Origin of the sequence: Alloacidobacterium dinghuense (genome assembly GCF_014274465.1) — a bacterium.
GTDB classification, from domain to species: Bacteria; Acidobacteriota; Terriglobia; order Terriglobales; family Acidobacteriaceae; genus Alloacidobacterium; species Alloacidobacterium dinghuense.
Genome location: NZ_CP060394.1, coordinates 1,174,433 through 1,192,227 on the forward strand (window position 1 = coordinate 1,174,433; position 17,795 = coordinate 1,192,227).

The window sequence follows — 17,795 nt, forward strand, 5'->3', positions numbered from 1 at the left end:
GCGATATGCGATGGAGTGTGGCGGTGATCTTGTGGCTTACGTCTCTGCTGGCATTCGCCCAGGAGGGTAAGTTACAGGCGGACTTCCGGCGCGAAAGCGAACGCGTGGCAGAGGCCTGCAAAGGCACAGGTGTCAAGGGGATTCCCGGATGCAGTATCGAGCTCTTCACCGATCATCCATTGCACATTGCGGCTGGTAGCATGTCGCCGCAGAACGGCTTCGCGCTCGGAGCGGCCTTCGTTGCCGGCCAGAACACCAAAAACTGGCGCATGACATGGGACGTCGACGCGGTGGGCTCGGTAAACGGCTCCTTTCGCGCAGGTGGCTACATGAAGATGATCCACACGCCGCCTGAGAACATTCATGTGCTGACTCCAGTCCCTTCCGGAACGGGCACAACAGGGTCGGCATCGGGAACAAAGCCGCCCAGTTTCATTCATCCCAACACCGTTCTGAATCTGTACGCCCAGGCGATTTCGCTGAACAAGCTGTACTACTTTGGGCTGGGCAACGACTCCACACTTGCGGGACAGTCTGTCTTCGGCATGACGCAGACAATTGTCGGCGTAAACGCCATCAAGCCGGTGTATGAATGGAAAGCCATCCGCGGCCTCAACCTTGCGCTGCTTGGAGAACTCAATGGCCGATTCGTGAGCGTGCGTGGCAATCACGGCGAGTCGCAACCCTCGATTGGAGCCCTTTACACGGAAGCAACCGCGCCTGGCCTCAGCTCGCAGCCATCCATGGCCCAATTCGGTGAAGGCGTGCGCATCAATCCCAAATTTGGAGCCCGCTTCCAGCTGAACTATCAGGGCAGCTTTCAGCAGTTCGCGGCCTCGTCGGACTCTCGTCATTCTTTTCTGCGCTGGACGACCGACTTTAATCACACCTTTTATCTTTACGGATACACCAAGTCGGGGATGGTCAATACCGACGTGCATGGTCCGGACGAGTGCGCGCCGCTTAGCGAAAAGTGCCCGCCGGTCTCCCACTCGCGAAACCTCAACGGCTCGATCGGCTTTCGCGTACTGCTTTCCGAATCCTCCACGTCGTCAATCAACACAGTCCCGTTCTATTTCCAGCCCACCCTTGGCGGATCGGACATCAACGGCGCAATGGCGCTCCCAAGCTATCAGGATTATCGCTTCCGCGCACCGAACGTTTTCCTATTGCGCGAGACCTTCGAGCACTCGATATGGGGCCCCTTCGGCTTCAGCTTTCTCGCCGACCAGGGCAAAGTCGCGGTTGCGCGCAGCGACATCGACTTCGATAACCTGAGAGACAGCTTCGCCGCTGGACTCACACTCAGAGCCGGCGGTTTCCCGATGGTCTCGCTCATGTTCGCCTGGGGAGGAAGCGAAGGGCATCACAACATCTTCAATATGAACTCTTCGCTTCTCGGCGGATCAGCGCGGCCCTCCCTGTTCTAAGCCCGAAGTACTGAGCCCGATGTACCGAGCTCTTCTGCTTTTCACATCGAGCAGCACGAAAAAGGGTGCCCATCCTATCGCGTAGTTTGCGATAAAGCCTGCTCTGAGCGCAGCCGAAGGGGTGGGAAAGCACAGTCCATCCCAACCGATGTCATCCTGAGCGAAGTCGAAGGACCCGCACGAGCAACGCTCGTGCGAATTGGTCTTGCCGAAGGCAAGACCAATATTCTCTTCGCTGATTCCTTGCAATTATGTCGTGATAAGTACGCGATTTGATCGCTAGAATCACTTTTTGTCTATAGCAACAATTAGGAGATCCGGCATGGCGTCGTTTAGCAGTACCGAGAGAATACGGATGCGTGGCGTACCAGGAGAGGAGCAAAAAATGCTTGTATTGTTTGGAACTACCGATTTTCCTCTTGGTTCACGCCCAATCAGCGTTCCTGGTCGATTCCGAGTTCAATTCCTCTTGGCTAGGCCAGGACGATTGAAGTTTTCGGAACGAGAGCCCTCCTTTTTGACAAACGTAGTAGGTGACTCCCATCTAGGTATCGGTAAACCTGCTTCACAGCGAACGTCCGATGAAGATATCGTGGGTATGGTTCTGCAAACTCGAGGTGACAGCTGGCAGATCGAATTCAAATGCGTCATCAACGATGATGGTTACATTGGCAAAATTGTTGTCGAGAATCTTCCCGCTCAAGATTATCGTCACGCCGAGTCTGTTGCTTACCAAGCATTGACCCCATTTCTGAGTTCTTGGTCACTAACGCTTGATGTTCCAGTCCTAATTGAAACAATCCAGGTGACTGACCTTACTACTCACACCGATATGCTTCGCCTTAACGCTCCGTATGTGGAGATGACCCCAGGCGCGGGGCATACCGCAGCCCTTTCCCAGGATTTCCGCCATTATGCAAGCGTTTATCGGGAAGGGATGAATACCAATAGCTCGTTCTATCGGTTTCTTTGTTTTTACAAAATCGCAGAAAGCATTTATGTGCGTCGTGGCGATAATGCAAAACAGGCAAAAACTCGGGGAGAACAACCGCGAAAATACTCTGAGGACGTGCCTCTCTCAAGAGAAGCAATTAAAGGCCTTCTCGGGTTACTTTACCCGTGGCGGACAGATTGGGACGACGATCTTACAATGGATCAAATTCTTCCAGCTGAAGCGCGTGGAAAAAGATTCAAAGCGATCAGAGGGCAATACCTCGAACCACTTCGAGATCGAGTCGCACATGCCCTCATGCGGTCCGGTAAGATCGAGACTGTTGCTGATAGGTTGGAAGATGTCAATGCTGTAACGAAATGGCTTCCGCTTCTCCGAATATGGGTACGTCTATTACTCAAAATTGAATTCCCAGGTGAATTCGGGACTTCCTCTTGACTGATCCTGACAGCGCTAGCATAGGTGCGTACGTTAAGAGAGTTAACGCCGTCGAAGACGTGCACAAAATTAAAGGGGTAGAAGCACCGGCCTTCAGGCCGGTGAACAAGAACCGGCTCGAAGAGCCGTACCTCGCTGCCGCAGGCTGGAGCGCAGTCCGAAAGGACGAAGCGACCAAATAAGGCGATACTCGTCACAGAGAAGAACGCCATGGACACCTTCGCACATCAACGCCGATCCATCCTCCTCCGCCTGGGAAGCCTCGGCATCAGCCAGGTCTTACCGCAAGGCATCGCCGTCGCCCAGGCCACCGCGCTACAAGCTTCTGTACTCAACGCCACCGAAGGCGAACATCTCATCCACTTCCGTGACCACGGCAACATCTTCATCAAATTCGGCGCGGCCAACGGTTCCAGCGAACTCGCCATGGGAACCCAGCAGGTGATGACCGGCACCGGAATTCCCACCCACCGGCACTTCAAGATGGACGAAGACTTCTACGTTCTCGAAGGCAGTGGAACGGTCCTCCTCAACGATGTGCGTAATCCGTTCGAAAAAGGCTCAACGATATACATTCCCAGAAACACCTGGCATGGATTCGAGAATCCCGATCACGAACTTCTCCTGCTCTGGGTCGTGTCGCCCGCAGGCCTGGACGGCTTTTTCCGTGACACCTGCAGCCCGCCTGGCATGCCCGCAAAACAACTCACCAGGGAACAGATCAAGGACCTTGCCCTTAGAAAATACGACACGGAATTCCGCTGATCAGCTTGGCATTGAGTTTGGAAAGCGTAGCGACTAAATCCCGTCGATCGGCTCAATCAAAGAACATTATCTGCCCCTTACCCGGCCACCGCGTGTCAAGCCCTCCAACCGCAAAATAATAGTGGTGATTCCTTTGAATGAGGTTGGAGTTGGACCGTTTGTCCTGCGAAGCAGGACGGCGGTGAAGAGCGGGGCCTTCAGCCCCGGGCTTTTCCTGCCTTCTCCTTTGTCAAGGGATGATCAGCAAAATAATTTTCAAATCAAAGAAAATAAAGCACATAAAAGACAAGCAATTTGGCGTGTTATTTTGCCAGAACTGCTATTCTGGATATAGAGGAGAAAAAGCCCGCCGATGGCGGGCTTTTCTATTGCCGGGAAGGTCGATCCCCAGCTAAGTTGTTGAAAACACTAGAAAGCACCTAAGCCTAATAGAATCAAAAGGATATCAGGGGATGATCCCCCTCTAAGTCATTGAAAAATATAGGAGCGAAAAGAAAGAGGGCGGGGGGAGGGGGTAGGTAGAATCAGGAGCGTGACCCGGAAAGACTTCACCCTCCCGCAGCGGATCGCGCTGGCCATCGTCCCGCGCCTCACCGCCGCGATTCTGGCTGCCATCGGCATCACTCTGCGCTTCGAGGTCATCGCCGAAGAAGGAGCCATCCCGGCCACGCCGCCAGCGAAGGGAATTTTCTGCTTCTGGCACCAGTGTACGTTGCCCTGCGGATGGTACTTCCGCAAGTTCCGCTGCTCCATCCTCATCAGCCGCAGTTTCGACGGCGAGTTGATCACCCGAACTCTCTCGATCCTGGGTTTTGACGCCGTCCGCGGCTCCAGTTCCCGCGGAGGAGCAGCCGGACTGCTGGCCCTCCAGCAAGTCCTCGAATCCGGCCTGCCGGTAGTCTTCACCGCCGACGGCCCGAGAGGCCCCATCTACCAGACCAAGATGGGTCCCGTAAAGCTGGCGCAGATGACGCAGGAGCAGATCAGCAGCTTCCACCTCCTGCCCGAGCGAGCCTGGAAGCTGAATTCCTGGGACCGCTTCCTCATCCCAAAGCCGTTCTCAAGGGTCATCGTAAGCTGGTCGCGCAGCGTTGCGCCTCCCGCCTTCGATGCAGACGCGACAACGCTGGAAGCCAAGCGCGAAGAACTGAACCAAGCCATCGAACGAGCACGACTGAACGCCGAGCGCCGCCTCTCCTCCGAGATATCATCCTGAGCGGAGCGCGAAGCGCGTAGTCGAAGGGCCCGCGCGAGCAAAGCTCGTGCGAAGCCTTGCGCAAGCAAGGCCCGGTAAAAGCACCAGCCTTCAGGCCGGTGAATAAGTGGACGAAGAGAAAAGGGCTTTAGCCCAGGGCTTTTCTCTCAAAAGAGCTAAAACGTAGCGCAGATAAAATCAACTGAGTGCAAGTCTCCGACTTCAACTTCCACCTTCCCGAAGAATCCATAGCCCAGAAACCCCTCGGGGACCGAGCAGCATCACGCATGCTAACGCTCGACCGCAAGACAGGAGCTTACGAAGACCACCACTTCCGCGAATTCCCGGAGATGCTCCGAGAAGGCGACGTGCTGGTCCTGAACAACAGCCGGGTCATTCCCGCGCGCCTCTTCGCACACCGCGCTGGACTGCACACGCAAGAGGGCCACAAAACCACCGGACGCATCCAGGTCCTGCTCACCGAGCAGATCAGCGAATGGGAATGGAGAGTTCTCGCGCGCCCTGGACGCAAAGTCCTGACCGGAGAGAAGCTGACCTTCGGCGATCACGCCCTCTGCGCTGAAGTCATCGCCCACGGCGAATTCGGCGAACGAACGATCCGCTTCGAGCCGGTCGTTGACTTCTATGGAGTCGTGGAGAATCTGGGCCACATCCCCCTGCCGCCCTACATCCACCGCCAGGACGAAACCGCAGACCGCGACCGCTACCAGACCGTCTACGCCGAGTCGCGGGGATCAGTCGCCGCACCGACCGCAGGACTGCACTTTACGTCCGAAATTCTGCAAAAAATCGCAGAAAAAGGCGTCCAAATCGCATACGTAACACTGCACGTAGGACTAGGAACCTTCCAGCCAGTCCGCGTCGACAAGGTCGAAGACATTCATCTGCACACCGAGCGCTACACACTTCCGGAAACCACCGCCGAAGCCATCAACGCAGCGAAACGCGAACGCCGCCGAGTCGTTGCGGCAGGAACAACCACAGTCCGCACGCTTGAACACTGCGCGAGCATCGCCCGGGACGGCAGACTCGAACCACACTCTGGAGCTACGAACATCTTCATCTCGCCCGGATACGAATTCCGCATCGTCGAAGCACTCCTGACCAACTTCCATCTTCCGCAATCGACACTGCTTATGCTGGTGAGCGCCTTTGGCGGACGCGAGCACGTTCTCGCCGCCTACAAACACGCCGTCGAAACAGGCTATCGCTTCTTCTCCTACGGCGACTGCATGTTCCTGTCGTCAGCGCCGCAGCAGTGAAAAGAATTAGACTCGAATTCGATGTCTTCTTCCGATAAAAAGCCTGTCTTCCTGCTCGATTCGATGTCGTTCATCTTCCGTGCCTACCACGCGATGCAGCGTCAGAGGCCCATGTCCACGCGCAAAGGCGTGCCAACAGCAGCCACCTACGTCTTCGTGAACATGATCAACAAGCTGCGCCGCGACTTCCAGCCAGAGTACTTTGCCGCCGTCTTCGACATCAGCGGACAGGTCTTCCGTGACGAACGGGCCCGCGCCATGACCAAGATCCGCAAGTTCAACATCAAGACGCAGACCTTCGACGAGATCGACTACGAGGGCTACAAAGCCAACCGCACCGAAATGCCGCCGGACCTGAAGCAGCAACTCCCCTACATCCGACGCGCCCTCGAAGCCTTCCACATTCCGATCCTGCAAGCCGAAGGATTCGAAGCGGATGACGTCATCGGTACGTTAGCAAAGAAGGCCGCAGAAGAAGGCCACCCAGTCTACGTTGTCTCGAATGACAAGGACATGCTGCAGCTGGTAAACGACGACGTAAAAGTCCTGAACCCGGTGAAAGACAACATGGTTCTCGACCGCGCCAAAGTCGAAGAAACGCTCGGTGTGCCACCCGAAAAGGTAATTGATGTCATGGCCCTACGCGGCGACTCCATCGACAACATCCCCGGCGCACCCGGCATCGGCGACAAGGGTTCTGTTGAAATCATTCAGCAATTTGGCACTCTGGACGCAGCTCTCGATCGAGCATCTGAAGTAAAGCGCAAGACCTATCGCGAATCGCTGGAGAATAACCGCGACAACATCCTACTGAGCAAAGAACTGGTGACGATCCATTGCGAAGTGCCGCTTGAACTCGACCTGAATGCGATGCGAACGCAGCCAAACGACGTGAGCGCCTGCCGCCAACTCTTCACTGAGCTTGAATTCACAACTTTGCTGAAGGAGCTTGCTCCGGCTGAAGTGGAGCACCCGGTCGAACATGTGCTCAACCCTTCAACGGAAGAGATTGAAAATTTCATTACACAAGCACGCCAAAACGGCTTCGCATTTGCTTTGCCAACATCCGAATTGGAAACGATAGCCGAGCAGGTTAGCGAGAAGGAAGCAGAGAGCGTTGAGGAGAACGAGCCGAAATTCAAGACCATGTCGCTTCTTGATCTGGCCGAAACAACAGAGCCGACTTCTTCAGGGAAACAGGAATTGCGGATTGCTGTGGCCGCCAACACCGAACAGGCGTTGCTGGCTCCGCTGAGTGCCATCAAGCAGATTCTTGAAGACGAGTCTATTTCCAAGCGTGTGCACGATCTGAAAGGTGCTCTTCGTGCCTTGGAGCATCAAGGTGTGCAACTCAGGAATGCGCTTGACGACCTGATGCTCTACTCGTATCTCATCAATCCGACCCACGCCTCTCATCGGTTGAGTGATGTTGCGGCGCGTTTCAGCAATCATCCTTTACGAGAAACGGGAGAAAATGAACTCACCGAAGCAGTGCACGCGGTGCAGACACTCACTCCAGTCTTGCGCAGTGAAGCGGATGCATTGGAAACGCGTCAGGCCTACGAAACCATCGACCTTCCGCTGGTCCCCATTTTGCTGCGCATGGAGGAAGCGGGCGTCCGCATCGACTCTGGTGTTCTACAACGGATGGGAGAACGGCTTTCGACGGAAATCCATCGGGTCGGCGAGGAGATCTACCAGCGCTCTGGACATCGCTTCAATATCAACTCACCAAAGCAACTCGGTGATGTGCTCTTTAACAAAATGAACCTGCCCAAGCCGCTCAAGTACGGCAAAGGTAAGGTAGTTTCCACTGCGCAAGATGTGCTCGAAGAACTTGCCGATCACAATGAGGTGCCGCGACTGGTTCTTGAATACAGGCAGCTCGCCAAGTTGAAGTCGAACTATGTGCATTCGCTGCCTCTGCTGGCAGATAGTGAAGGTCGCGTACATACGACGTTCAATCAAGTGGGTACAGCCACGGGGAGGTTATCATCGACGAATCCCAATCTGCAGAACATCCCGATACGTACTGAGCTAGGGCGCGAGATTCGAGCTGCATTCATCGCAGCGCCGGGCCGGGTTCTCTTCTCGGCGGATTATTCGCAGATTGAACTACGACTGATGGCGCATTTCTCCGACGATCCTTTGCTCGTTCGCGCCTATCAGACCGGACAAGACATCCACACGTTGACTGCTTCCGAGGTCTTTGGTGTTCCCGTAGACAAGATGAGCAAGGAGACCCGCAATCGAGCCAAAGCCGTGAACTTTGGCATTGTTTATGGAATCTCACCATTTGGATTAGCACAGCAACTTGGCATCGATCAGCACGAGGCGAGACTCTATATCGACACTTACTTTGCACGCTATCAGGGAGTGCGCGCTTACATTGATCATTTGCTCGAGGAAGTTCGGCGTGACCAGCGGGTGAAGACAATCTTTGGACGCGTGCGGCCCATCCCGGATATTCAAAGCCGCAATGCCAATCTCCGCGGATTTGCAGAACGCACCGCTGTCAACACCCCACTGCAGGGAACAGCAGCGGATTTGATTAAGCTGGCGATGATCCGGATCGATCGTCGATTCGCTGAAGAGAAATTGAGTACTGTGATGACTTTACAGGTCCATGATGAATTGCTCTTCGATGTGCCTGAAGACGAAGCGGATCAGGTGCAGGCTATGGTTAAGCACGAGATGGAGCACGTCGTTGAATTGAAGGTGCCCATCGTTGCTGATTGCGGACTGGGACCAAATTGGCGAGACCTGAAATAGCGCCGGTGCCTTCAGGTCCCTGCTGAGAGAGTTATGCGCCGAGCGCTTCGCGGATCGCACCGGCGATGCGGTCGGCATGATGCCGCATTGCTTCTTCAGATTCAGCTTCGATCATGACACGAGCCAGTGCTTCCGTTCCGGAATAGCGCACGACGACGCGTCCATTTTCTGCAAGCTCTGTTTCTGCCTCACGAATTGTGCTTCTGACGGTTGCAATTTCCTCCAGCGGCTTTTTCTCTTTCACGCGGACATTGACGATGACCTGCGGAAAGACTTTCAGATCCGCAATGAGTTCATGCAGCGGTTTTCGGGCACGGCGAATAATGTCGAGCACGACGAGCGCGGTCAGAAGCCCATCGCCTGTAGTCGCAAGGTGCGGGAAGAGAATATGGCCGGACTGCTCGCCACCAAGTGAAGCGTCTTCCTGCTGCATGCGCTCCAGCACGTACTTGTCACCTACGGGAGCACGCAGCATCAGAATGCCATCGCTACGCAGTGCTGCTTCGAGGCCCATGTTCGACATGGTTGTAGCTACAACCAGTCCCCGCTTGAGAAGCTTGCGCGCCAAGAGATCGCGCGCGGCGAGAAGAAGCACGGCATCTCCATTTACGACATTGCCGTGGGCATCGGCAAACAGGGCGCGATCGGCATCGCCATCGAAGGTCACACCCAAGTCTGCGCGGAGTGATTTCGTTTCGGCAGCGACAACTTCCGGATGAAGGGCGCCACAAGTCGCATTGATGTTGCGGCCAGTCGGCGAGATGTGCGTGAGATCGATTCTTCCGCCAAGCTGAGCAAACAGTTCCGGCGCTATTGCTGATGCCGCTCCATTCGCACAGTCGAGGACTAGACGTAAACCGTCGAGGCTGAGATCAGGAACGGCCTCTCGCAGAAAATCTTCGTAGTCCGCGCGAAAGCGAGGATTGACTGTTGGCGCAGTCAGAGAGGAAATGTCAGGAGCAGCTACATTTTCCAACTGGCGAAATATTTCTTCTTCGATGCGCAGTTCTATTTCATCGGGAAGCTTATAACCGTTCCCGCCGAAGACTTTGATGCCGTTGTCCTGCCAGGGATTGTGAGACGCCGAGATCACGACTCCTGCATCGAAGCCATGCGTTCGCGCAAGATACGCAACAGCCGGAGTGGTGATGATGCCGGCGCTCTCGACCTTAGCCCCCCCGCTGACGATGCCAGCGCTGAGCGCGGCTGCAATCCAGCTGCTCGATTCGCGCGTGTCCATGCCAAGGAGCAGGCGCGGATGACTATTGCTTGCTCTTACTTGGTGCGCGAGTGCCAGCCCAACCGCGTAAATGGTTTTGGGATCGAGTGGCGATTGACCGGCTACGCCGCGAATGCCATCAGTGCCGAAAAGTTTTCTCATAAGTTACGAAGTGCCTTCAGGAGTGATTTCTATTACGCGACTCTCAACACTTCCTTGAGCCAGGCGTGTTACGAGTCGTTGGTTCGGCGTCAGACTAGACGCGCTCTTGATCAGTGTTCCCGCCTCATCGAACACGAGCGCATAACCACGATTCAAAACGGCAAGTGGTGACAAAGCATGCAGCTGCCGTGCCAGATTTTGTTGCCGGATCGATAAATTGCGAACCAGGTTCTGCTGCGACAGCGCAAGGCGGCTATCGAGAGTCGTCAGCCGTTCGCGCAAAAACTGCAAACGATGTGTAACGTCTTGCCGTCGGAGACGCGCTGTGAGCAGATGCAATTGTTCCGAGAACATGCGGTTTAGCAGATTCCACCCTACTTCTATGCGAAACCGTAATTCATCCACGCGTTGCTGACGACGCGCAAAACCCTCGCGCAGGCGGGCAAATGACGTATTCACATCGAGCCGGGCGAAGCTGTCACGCGCCTGCATCAGGCGATAGCGGCAGGCACGATCAAGTCGAAGCGATAATTGCTCGACGTGCTCCTCCACTTTGTGTAGCGCGCCGGTGATAATCTCAGCTGCCGCGGACGGAGTGGGAGCACGCAGGTCGGCGACGAAATCTGCGATCGTGAAATCCGTCTCATGGCCGATGGCCGAGACAACCGGCACTTCGGACTCGGCGATGGAGCGTGCGAGAAGTTCGGAATTAAACGGTGCAAGGTCTTCTAGCGATCCGCCGCCACGGGCGATCACGATTACATCGACGTTGCGCTTGCGGTTGAAAAAGGTAATGCCAGCAGCGACTTCTGCGGCAGAAGTTTCCCCCTGCACTAAAGCCGGATAAAGCAAAATATCCAACGCTGCATGTCGGCGGCCGGCTACGTTCAAAAAATCGCGAATGACGGCGCCCGTCGGAGAAGTAATGATTCCGACGCACCTGGGAAACGCCGGTAGCGGCTTCTTGCGCTCCTGTTCGAAAAGGCCCTGCTGCTGCAGCCCCGCTTTTAGTTGCTCAAAGGCGATCTGGAGGGAGCCTGCACCGACCGGCTCCATGAATTCGGCAACAATCTGCATTTGCCCACGCTGTTCATAGACCGAGATCTTACCGCGGACCATTACGTGCAAACCATCTTCCGGACGGAAGCGGAGAAGCGAAGACTGTTTTCGGAAAAGAACAGCCGGCAGTTGCGCATCGCCGTCTTTCAAGGTGAAGTAGACATGCCCCGACGGCGCCGGGCGTAGGTTGGAGATTTCTCCTTCCACCCAAAGATCTGCATAAGCGCGCTCGATGTGAGTGCGCACTTCGCTAACGAGCTCTGCGACGTTCCAGATGCGTCGCGTTTCCGTCTTTGGTGCTTCAAAGATAAAGCCGAGCTGCGGATCGGATTCTGATGCTGTGTGATTCACAAAAGCTTAGTTTATCGCCGAAAGCGCGAAATGAGGTAGAAGACAATCGAAAGCAAAATGCTGATCAGAATGGAACTGGCCAAGGGGAAATAGAAGGACGTATTTTTGCCACGATACGTGATATCTCCGGGCAATCTGCCCAAGGGGATGCCGGTCTTGCCCAGTAGAAGAATCAAGCTGCCAACAACGAGAAATAGCAGCCCAAGGCCCACAAGCATGCGGCCAAAGTCATTCATGTTGCCAGTTTAGAACAGCCTCGCTCATCGTTGACGCGGACCCATAATTCCTGCTCTTCTAAGCGCACGAGAAAGTGAGAAGCACGTGCAGATTTTGAGCCTGATTGCCGGTATTGCGTGTTTGGTCCTGGCGTTGCTTGATGCGTTTCAGACTGTGATTCTGCCGAGGCGGGCAACGGGCAGGTTTCGTATCACGGGAGTCTTTTACATCTTCACTTGGGCGCCCTGGTCAGGGTTCGCTAATAAGATTAAGAACGAACGCAAGCGCGAGACCATGCTGAGCTTCTACGGTCCGCTTTCGCTCGTATTGCTGATCGTTGTGTGGGCCAGTGCTCTGGTCCTGGGTTTTGCGCTCATCTATTACGGGTTCGGTTCACCATTTGCCGATCCACTTGGCCGCACTGTTGGTTTGCGCTCCGACATCTATGTCAGCGGGACCACGCTCTTCACACTCGGCCTGGGAGATGTGGTGCCGCGCCAGTACCTCATCCGAGATTTCGTGATTCTCGAAGCGGGAATGGGATTGGGATTTGTCGCGATGGTGATCGGTTATTTCCCGGTCCTGTATGCGGCATTTTCGCGGCGTGAGGTCAGTATTGCTCTGCTTGATGCTCGTGCCGGCTCCCCGCCGACCGCGGTCGAGCTTCTGCACCGGCATGCCTTCGATGGTGGAAATGCCGCGTTGGTCGTTTTACTGGAAGAGTGGGAGCGCTGGTCCGCTGAGTTGCTCGAGAGTCATATTTCCTATCCTCTGCTTTGCTATTTTCGTTCCCAACATACGCATCAGAGCTGGATTGGCGCGCTTACTGCTATCCTCGATACCTGTGCTTTGCTGATATCCGGAGTGCAGGAGCGGCCAGCGCGACAGGCACAGCTTACATTTGCTATGGCGCGGCATGCGCTTGTTGATCTGGCTCAGGTTTTCTCGCTGGAACCGGTCAAAGACATGCCGGACCGGTTGACGGAGAAGCAGTTTGGGCAGGTATATGACCAGATGTGCCAGTCCGGCGTGCGACTCTGCCGTGATGCTCACTCATCCGTACGACTGCGTCAGATGCGGCAACTTTATGAAGGCTATGCCGAGGCGCTTAGCCGTTATCTTTGTATGGATCTTCCACCTTGGGTGTCTGAACATCCCCACAAAGACAATTGGCTTTCCGTCGCAAAACTTCGAGCTGACGCAGAGGCAGGGACTTTAGACGAGAGCGCCGCGGAAAATGCACGCGCGTTACTCTTCGATGAAGAACACCATCATTTTTGAATAGATAGGCCTCTTTAACCGCTCAGTGCATTTTCTGGACGTGCAGCTTTAGACACGCTCAAAGGGAATAAGATTCGAGGTACGTGTTTGTTCGACACTTGACTGGTAGGAGCGAATGGCGGCGCGGCATAATGAGCGGAACCAGAGAAAGCAAATCAGATAAAGACTACCGATGGATGAGAACACGAACAACGTGGCAGAAAACTCCGTCGGAGAGTGAATCAAATCTTATCCCGCAAGTGGATAGTTGAGCAGGGAGGCCGATCTTCCCGCGAAGGAAAAGCCGCGAGCATCTCGCGGCTTTTTCCAAGTTAGATTGAAATCAGGCTGTGACCGGTTCTAACAAGCGCGCCCAGCGCCGCTCGGGCCGCGCTTCCTGCGCTTTCTTGTGATAAGCGTAACCCGTGATCAACGGCAAAGCCAAAGTTGCTTCACTGTAAACCATCTGTTCGAAGGTGGTGTCCACCTTACCCCAGGAACTGGCTTCCTTAAGCGTGCTTGAAGAAAGGGCGCCATCGCGAACGTCAGCGACCGTGATCTGGATGGCATACTTGTGCATCGGCGCTTCGGTACCGAGGATGTCCGCAGCAACCACAATGTCCTGCGCAAAGTTCTTCGGCACACCGCCGCCGATCATCAGCAGACCCGTAGTCGGGTTCGCGATTTTCAGCTGCGTGATCTCGTAAAAGTCCTTCGCGGAGTCGATCGCAACCTTCGGCTTGTCCTGACGCTTGTGCTGATGCGCTACAAGGCCGAATCCGGCAGAACAATCGCTGAACGCAGGGCAGAAGATCGGCACATCTTTCTGGTAAGCCGCGTAGACGATGGAATCCACGCCACCCTTTGCCGGAGTCTTGCCGTTGGCTTCGAGGTAGGCACCCATCGCGCGGATAAATTCACGCGAGCTATGAGCGCGGGGATCGAGCGAATCGGCGATCTTCTCTGTGGTCGCGTCGCAAATGCGCAGCTCTTCTTCGTCGATCAGCGTGTCATAGATGCGGTCGATCATCAGCTCTCGGAGCATCCCGTCTTCCGTGCCCTGCTTGAGGATGTCGTCGGCAATCCAGTGCTTATAGCCGAGACCTTCAAAGAAATCCTGATCGACGATGTTCGCGCCGGTGGAAACCACGGCGTCGACCATGTTGTTGCGTACCAGATCGATGAAAATCTGCTTCAAGCCTGCGCTGATCAGCGAGCCGGCGAGGCAGAGGATGACGCCGCAATCCTTATCGCGAAGCATCCGCTCATAAATCGAAGCTGCCCGGTGGAGATCACGGGAGCTATAAGCCATGTGTTCCATGGCATCTACCAGCGCCACGACATTGTGCTGCTTGATATCGATGTGCTGGATAGGGTTGGTAAGAAGTTCCTGTTTCGTAGGCATAGCCATTTCAGAATATCAACAAAACCCGCGTCATTACAGGCGATTTGTGTTAATTTCTGTTGGTCGGAATGGCGAATCTAAGGCGAAGAAATTCTGGATTATCTCCGTCCTTGCCGTTTTTGCGCGATCACCAGACCCCGCGGAGTTGGCAGCAGTACGACGGACAGTAGTCCCTCTGCCTCCAACCGCAGTGCGGCTTCTCGAACCACTTTAAGGTGCGAACTCGCATCATGCAGCAAGATGAGTCCCTGCGGGTTGACCTGTGGCAGAAAACGTCTCACTTCGGGTTCGCGGATCGGCATGTCGCTGTCGCTGAAGAGGATGTCAATCCGGCCATCAATCTTCATCTCCAAGCTCGATTCGTTCCGCAATTCAACCCATTCAGAAAGGCCGGAAGCTGCAACCTTTTCCTGAGCCTTAGCAAAGACGACAGGATCCAACTCACAGCTGGTGATTTTGCCGAAGCCATTGCGCTTCAGCCCTTCAGCGATCCACAGCGTGCTGACCCCCAGGAAAGCTCCCGTTTCGACGACCAATTCTGGTTTCACCGTAGTGATCAGAGTCCGGAGAAATTCCAGAACCTCCGCCTCGGCAGTCATCGAGTCGTACATGCTCCAGCGTTCAGGATGAGGGCACTCAGGAGTGGCGCGGTGGTATTCAGGCAGCAGCGCTCCAGCAGCGCGTTCTGCCTGCAGCATGACTTTGTGTTCCTGTTTCAGTTTCTCTTTGCGGAAGAGCATTTCTTCGATGATAAATGCGCGTGTTGAGACTGTCCTTTATGTCATCTGACCGACGTTTATATTCGCATTGAGAGAATCAATGCCGCTCGAATTTTGCGTCACGTTGCTGTTAGTGTCCTTCTGCCTTTGGTCGTCGTGCCGCCTTCCTTTGGTTGGGGCAACGTAGGGCATAGCATGATCAACAAACTAGCCGCAGAGAGCCTGCCTGCCGATATGCCCGCTTTCATGCATACGCAAGCCGCGATCGACGAGATAGAGTACCTGGGACCGGAGCCCGACCGCTGGCGCTCACCTGCCGAGCCTGAACTGAATGCCGCGCAGGCTCCAGAGCACTTCATCGACATGGAACTGGCGGATGTGATTCAGCCGCTGCCGCACCGCCGCTACGATTTTATCGCTTCCGCCTACGCAGCCAGTCTCACGCATCAGGCACAGGCGCGTGATCTTCGTCCGGAACGCATCGGTTTTCAACCATACATCACAAACGAAGTGTGGGAGCGGCTTAAGTCCGCGATGCGAGAGTATCGCGATCTCAGCGCCAAACACGAGGACACGAAACCGGTCGAAGCAGCCATTTTGTTTTATGCGGGTTGGCTTGGTCATTATGTTGGAGACGGTTCGCAGCCGCTTCATACCACGGTGAATTACAACGGATGGGTGAACAAAGACAATCCCAATGGATACACCACCGACCACAAGATCCATTGGCAATTTGAAGGCGTCTATCTCGGAGCCAACATCAAGGAATCGGACGTCAAGCCGCTGCTGACGGCGATACATCCGGTCGACGACGAGTTCGATAACTACAGGTCATATCTGCGGCATTCAAGCACACTTGTCGAGCGTGTATACCAGCTCGATAAGACGCATGGATTCGATGGCGCCGGTACTCCGGAAGCGAAGCAGTTTACCTCTGAACGCCTCGCCGCAGGCGCGAGCATGCTGCGAGACATCATCTACTCAGCGTTGGCTTGAGAGTGCAAAACCCGTACCTGAGGCCCACTACGAGTAATCGGTCTCCATTTATGGGTGACCGGCAAATCCATCCTTCACAAACATGTCATGTGCTGCGAGAAGCTGCTTTTTTCGCAGCACGCTCAAAACCTGTTCTACCGACCAGTCGAATGAGGACGTCCCGTCGACAATCAGGTCGGCATATTGAGCAGAGGGCCTGACAAACTCCTCTGCCATCGGTCGCACCGTCTCGGCATAGTGTTTTGCCACGGATTCCTGAGTTCGTCCGCGCTCCCGCACATCTCGTGCGAGGCGCCGCTGATAACAAATCTCGTCCGGAGTATCGACGTAAACGCCGAGATGATAGAGGCGCCGCAAGCCCTCGTAGTGAAGTGCGAGAATTCCGTCCACGAGCAGGAAATGCGGCTCATAGATGGTTACAGAAGCTCCTGGAATGCGCGTGTAAGCTGAGAAGTCATATTGCGGAAGCGCGATGCTGTGCCCCGATGCAAGTTCGCCGATTTGCGAAATAAGCAGATCGGACTGAAGTGCGTCGGGATGGTCGAAGTTTTGCTTACATCGCTCTTCATAAGAAAGATGGCTTAAATCGTGATAGTAGTGATCCAGATGAAAGTGAGTGCCTTCCAACTCGCGCGCCAATTCTTGCGCCAGGGACGTTTTCCCGGAGCCTGAACATCCTGCTATGCCAATAACAACTGGGCCGTTGTTTGTTCCGTTCATGTGCCGCCGGTCTTCCCTTGTATGGCAGGTATCAGCGCCGTGAGCAACTGCGTGAACTTCGCCGATACGCGGCGTCCTGTTTCCATAACTTCTTCGTGGCTCAGTGGCTCAGTCTGGATACCGGCAGCAAGATTGGTTACGCAGGATATGCCGAGCACCTCAATCCCCATTTGCCGCGCCGCGATCACTTCCTGCACCGTCGACATGCCAACGAGATCTGCGCCCAGCGCGTGAAATGCGCGAATCTCTGCCGGTGTCTCAAAGCTGGGGCCAAGCACGCAGAGATACACGCCCTCCGCAAGAGAGAACCTCGACTGTTCGGCGGTTTTCGCCGCCAGTTTGCGCAGGCGATTCGAGTAAGCTTCGGTCATATCGAAGAATCGTGGCCCGAAGCGCTCATCGTTCTCTCCGATGACTGGATTGCGATCGGTAAAGTTGATGTGATCGGAAATCAGCACCAACTCGCCCTGTTTTAACCCGGGCCGAATACCGCCGGCGGCGTTCGTCACGATCAATGTCTTGATGCCGAGCAGACCAAGCACCCGAACGGGAAACGTGACCTCGTGCGGCGAATAGCCTTCATACGCATGCACGCGCCCCTGCATTACAGCAACGGGGACACCATCAAGAGTACCGATGACGAGCCGACCGCTGTGACCGGGAACAGTGGACTTCGGAAAATGCGGAATTTCAGCAAAGGGGATAGCGATCGAGTCCGAGATCTTGTCGGCGAAGGCCCCGAGCCCCGACCCGAGGACGATGCCTACCGTGGGGATCAGGGGCGTCTGGGCTTGAATGTGGGCGACAGCCGCTGTGGCTTGTTCAAACAAAGAGATGTTGTTGCTCACGTCTA

15 protein-coding genes are annotated in these 17,795 nt (G+C 55.1%); 8 read left to right on the forward strand and 7 right to left on the reverse strand.

The features are described from left to right. Positions 1-5 precede the first annotated feature (5 nt). From H7849_RS04740 to polA, 6 genes are all read left to right on the forward strand, one after another. A complete protein-coding gene (locus H7849_RS04740) occupies positions 6-1,430 on the forward strand; it encodes a hypothetical protein (protein WP_186744578.1) in 1,425 nt (474 codons plus the stop codon). A 322-nt stretch (positions 1,431-1,752) separates the two neighbouring features. Next, positions 1,753-2,820 carry a methylamine utilization protein MauJ gene (mauJ, locus tag H7849_RS04745; RefSeq protein WP_186744580.1) on the forward strand — a complete coding sequence of 356 codons (1,068 nt, stop codon included), beginning with the start codon at positions 1,753-1,755 and terminating at the stop codon, positions 2,818-2,820. A 210-nt stretch (positions 2,821-3,030) separates the two neighbouring features. Beyond that, positions 3,031-3,585, forward strand: coding sequence for a cupin domain-containing protein (locus H7849_RS04750; RefSeq protein ID WP_186744581.1), 555 nt, complete (start codon positions 3,031-3,033; stop codon positions 3,583-3,585). Between the two features lie 532 nt (positions 3,586-4,117). Beyond that, a complete protein-coding gene (locus H7849_RS04755; RefSeq protein ID WP_186744583.1) occupies positions 4,118-4,801 on the forward strand; it encodes a lysophospholipid acyltransferase family protein in 684 nt (227 codons plus the stop codon). A gap of 185 nt (positions 4,802-4,986) precedes the next feature. After that, the gene (gene queA, locus H7849_RS04760; protein ID WP_186744585.1) at positions 4,987-6,063 is read left to right on the forward strand and encodes a tRNA preQ1(34) S-adenosylmethionine ribosyltransferase-isomerase QueA; all 1,077 of its coding nucleotides are present in this window, start codon (positions 4,987-4,989) and stop codon (positions 6,061-6,063) included. A 21-nt stretch (positions 6,064-6,084) separates the two neighbouring features. Then, positions 6,085-8,835, forward strand: a complete 2,751-nt coding sequence (gene polA / locus H7849_RS04765) for a DNA polymerase I (RefSeq protein ID WP_186744587.1) — start codon at positions 6,085-6,087, stop codon at positions 8,833-8,835. A 31-nt stretch (positions 8,836-8,866) separates the two neighbouring features. Here the strand turns inward: polA and glmM are convergent, their stop codons facing one another. The 3 genes from glmM to H7849_RS04780 are packed head-to-tail and all read right to left on the reverse strand — an operon-like array spanning position 8,867 to position 11,862. Further along, a complete protein-coding gene (gene glmM, locus H7849_RS04770) occupies positions 8,867-10,216 on the reverse strand; it encodes a phosphoglucosamine mutase (RefSeq protein ID WP_186744589.1) in 1,350 nt (449 codons plus the stop codon). Between the two features lie 3 nt (positions 10,217-10,219). Then, a complete protein-coding gene (gene xseA, locus H7849_RS04775; RefSeq protein ID WP_186744591.1) occupies positions 10,220-11,626 on the reverse strand; it encodes an exodeoxyribonuclease VII large subunit in 1,407 nt (468 codons plus the stop codon). An 11-nt stretch (positions 11,627-11,637) separates the two neighbouring features. Further along, positions 11,638-11,862: a DUF2905 domain-containing protein gene (locus tag H7849_RS04780; protein ID WP_186744593.1), complete on the reverse strand. Its 225-nt coding sequence runs from the start codon at positions 11,860-11,862 to the stop codon at positions 11,638-11,640. Positions 11,863-11,947: 85 nt separating this feature from the next. Between H7849_RS04780 and H7849_RS04785 the strand changes: the two genes are divergently transcribed. Further along, positions 11,948-13,123 (forward strand): potassium channel family protein, encoded by a 1,176-nt coding sequence (locus tag H7849_RS04785; protein WP_186744594.1) that lies wholly within the window; start codon positions 11,948-11,950, stop codon positions 13,121-13,123. A gap of 322 nt (positions 13,124-13,445) precedes the next feature. Here the strand turns inward: H7849_RS04785 and H7849_RS04790 are convergent, their stop codons facing one another. After that, a complete protein-coding gene (locus tag H7849_RS04790) occupies positions 13,446-14,507 on the reverse strand; it encodes a 1,9-bis(guanidino)-5-aza-nonane synthase (RefSeq protein ID WP_186744596.1) in 1,062 nt (353 codons plus the stop codon). A 98-nt stretch (positions 14,508-14,605) separates the two neighbouring features. Then, positions 14,606-15,247, reverse strand: a complete 642-nt coding sequence (locus tag H7849_RS04795) for an O-methyltransferase (RefSeq protein ID WP_251106613.1) — start codon at positions 15,245-15,247, stop codon at positions 14,606-14,608. Between the two features lie 174 nt (positions 15,248-15,421). Between H7849_RS04795 and H7849_RS04800 the strand changes: the two genes are divergently transcribed. Next, positions 15,422-16,222 (forward strand): phospholipase C/P1 nuclease family protein, encoded by an 801-nt coding sequence (locus H7849_RS04800; RefSeq protein WP_251106614.1) that lies wholly within the window; start codon positions 15,422-15,424, stop codon positions 16,220-16,222. 48 nt (positions 16,223-16,270) lie between these two features. Here the strand turns inward: H7849_RS04800 and udk are convergent, their stop codons facing one another. Both udk and H7849_RS04810 read right to left on the reverse strand, forming a co-directional pair. Beyond that, positions 16,271-16,942 carry a uridine kinase gene (gene udk / locus H7849_RS04805; RefSeq protein WP_186744598.1) on the reverse strand — a complete coding sequence of 224 codons (672 nt, stop codon included), beginning with the start codon at positions 16,940-16,942 and terminating at the stop codon, positions 16,271-16,273. Further along, positions 16,939-17,790, reverse strand: coding sequence for a purine-nucleoside phosphorylase (locus H7849_RS04810; RefSeq protein ID WP_186744600.1), 852 nt, complete (start codon positions 17,788-17,790; stop codon positions 16,939-16,941). The genes udk and H7849_RS04810 overlap by 4 nt, the downstream gene beginning before the upstream one ends. Positions 17,791-17,795: the final 5 nt, after the last annotated feature.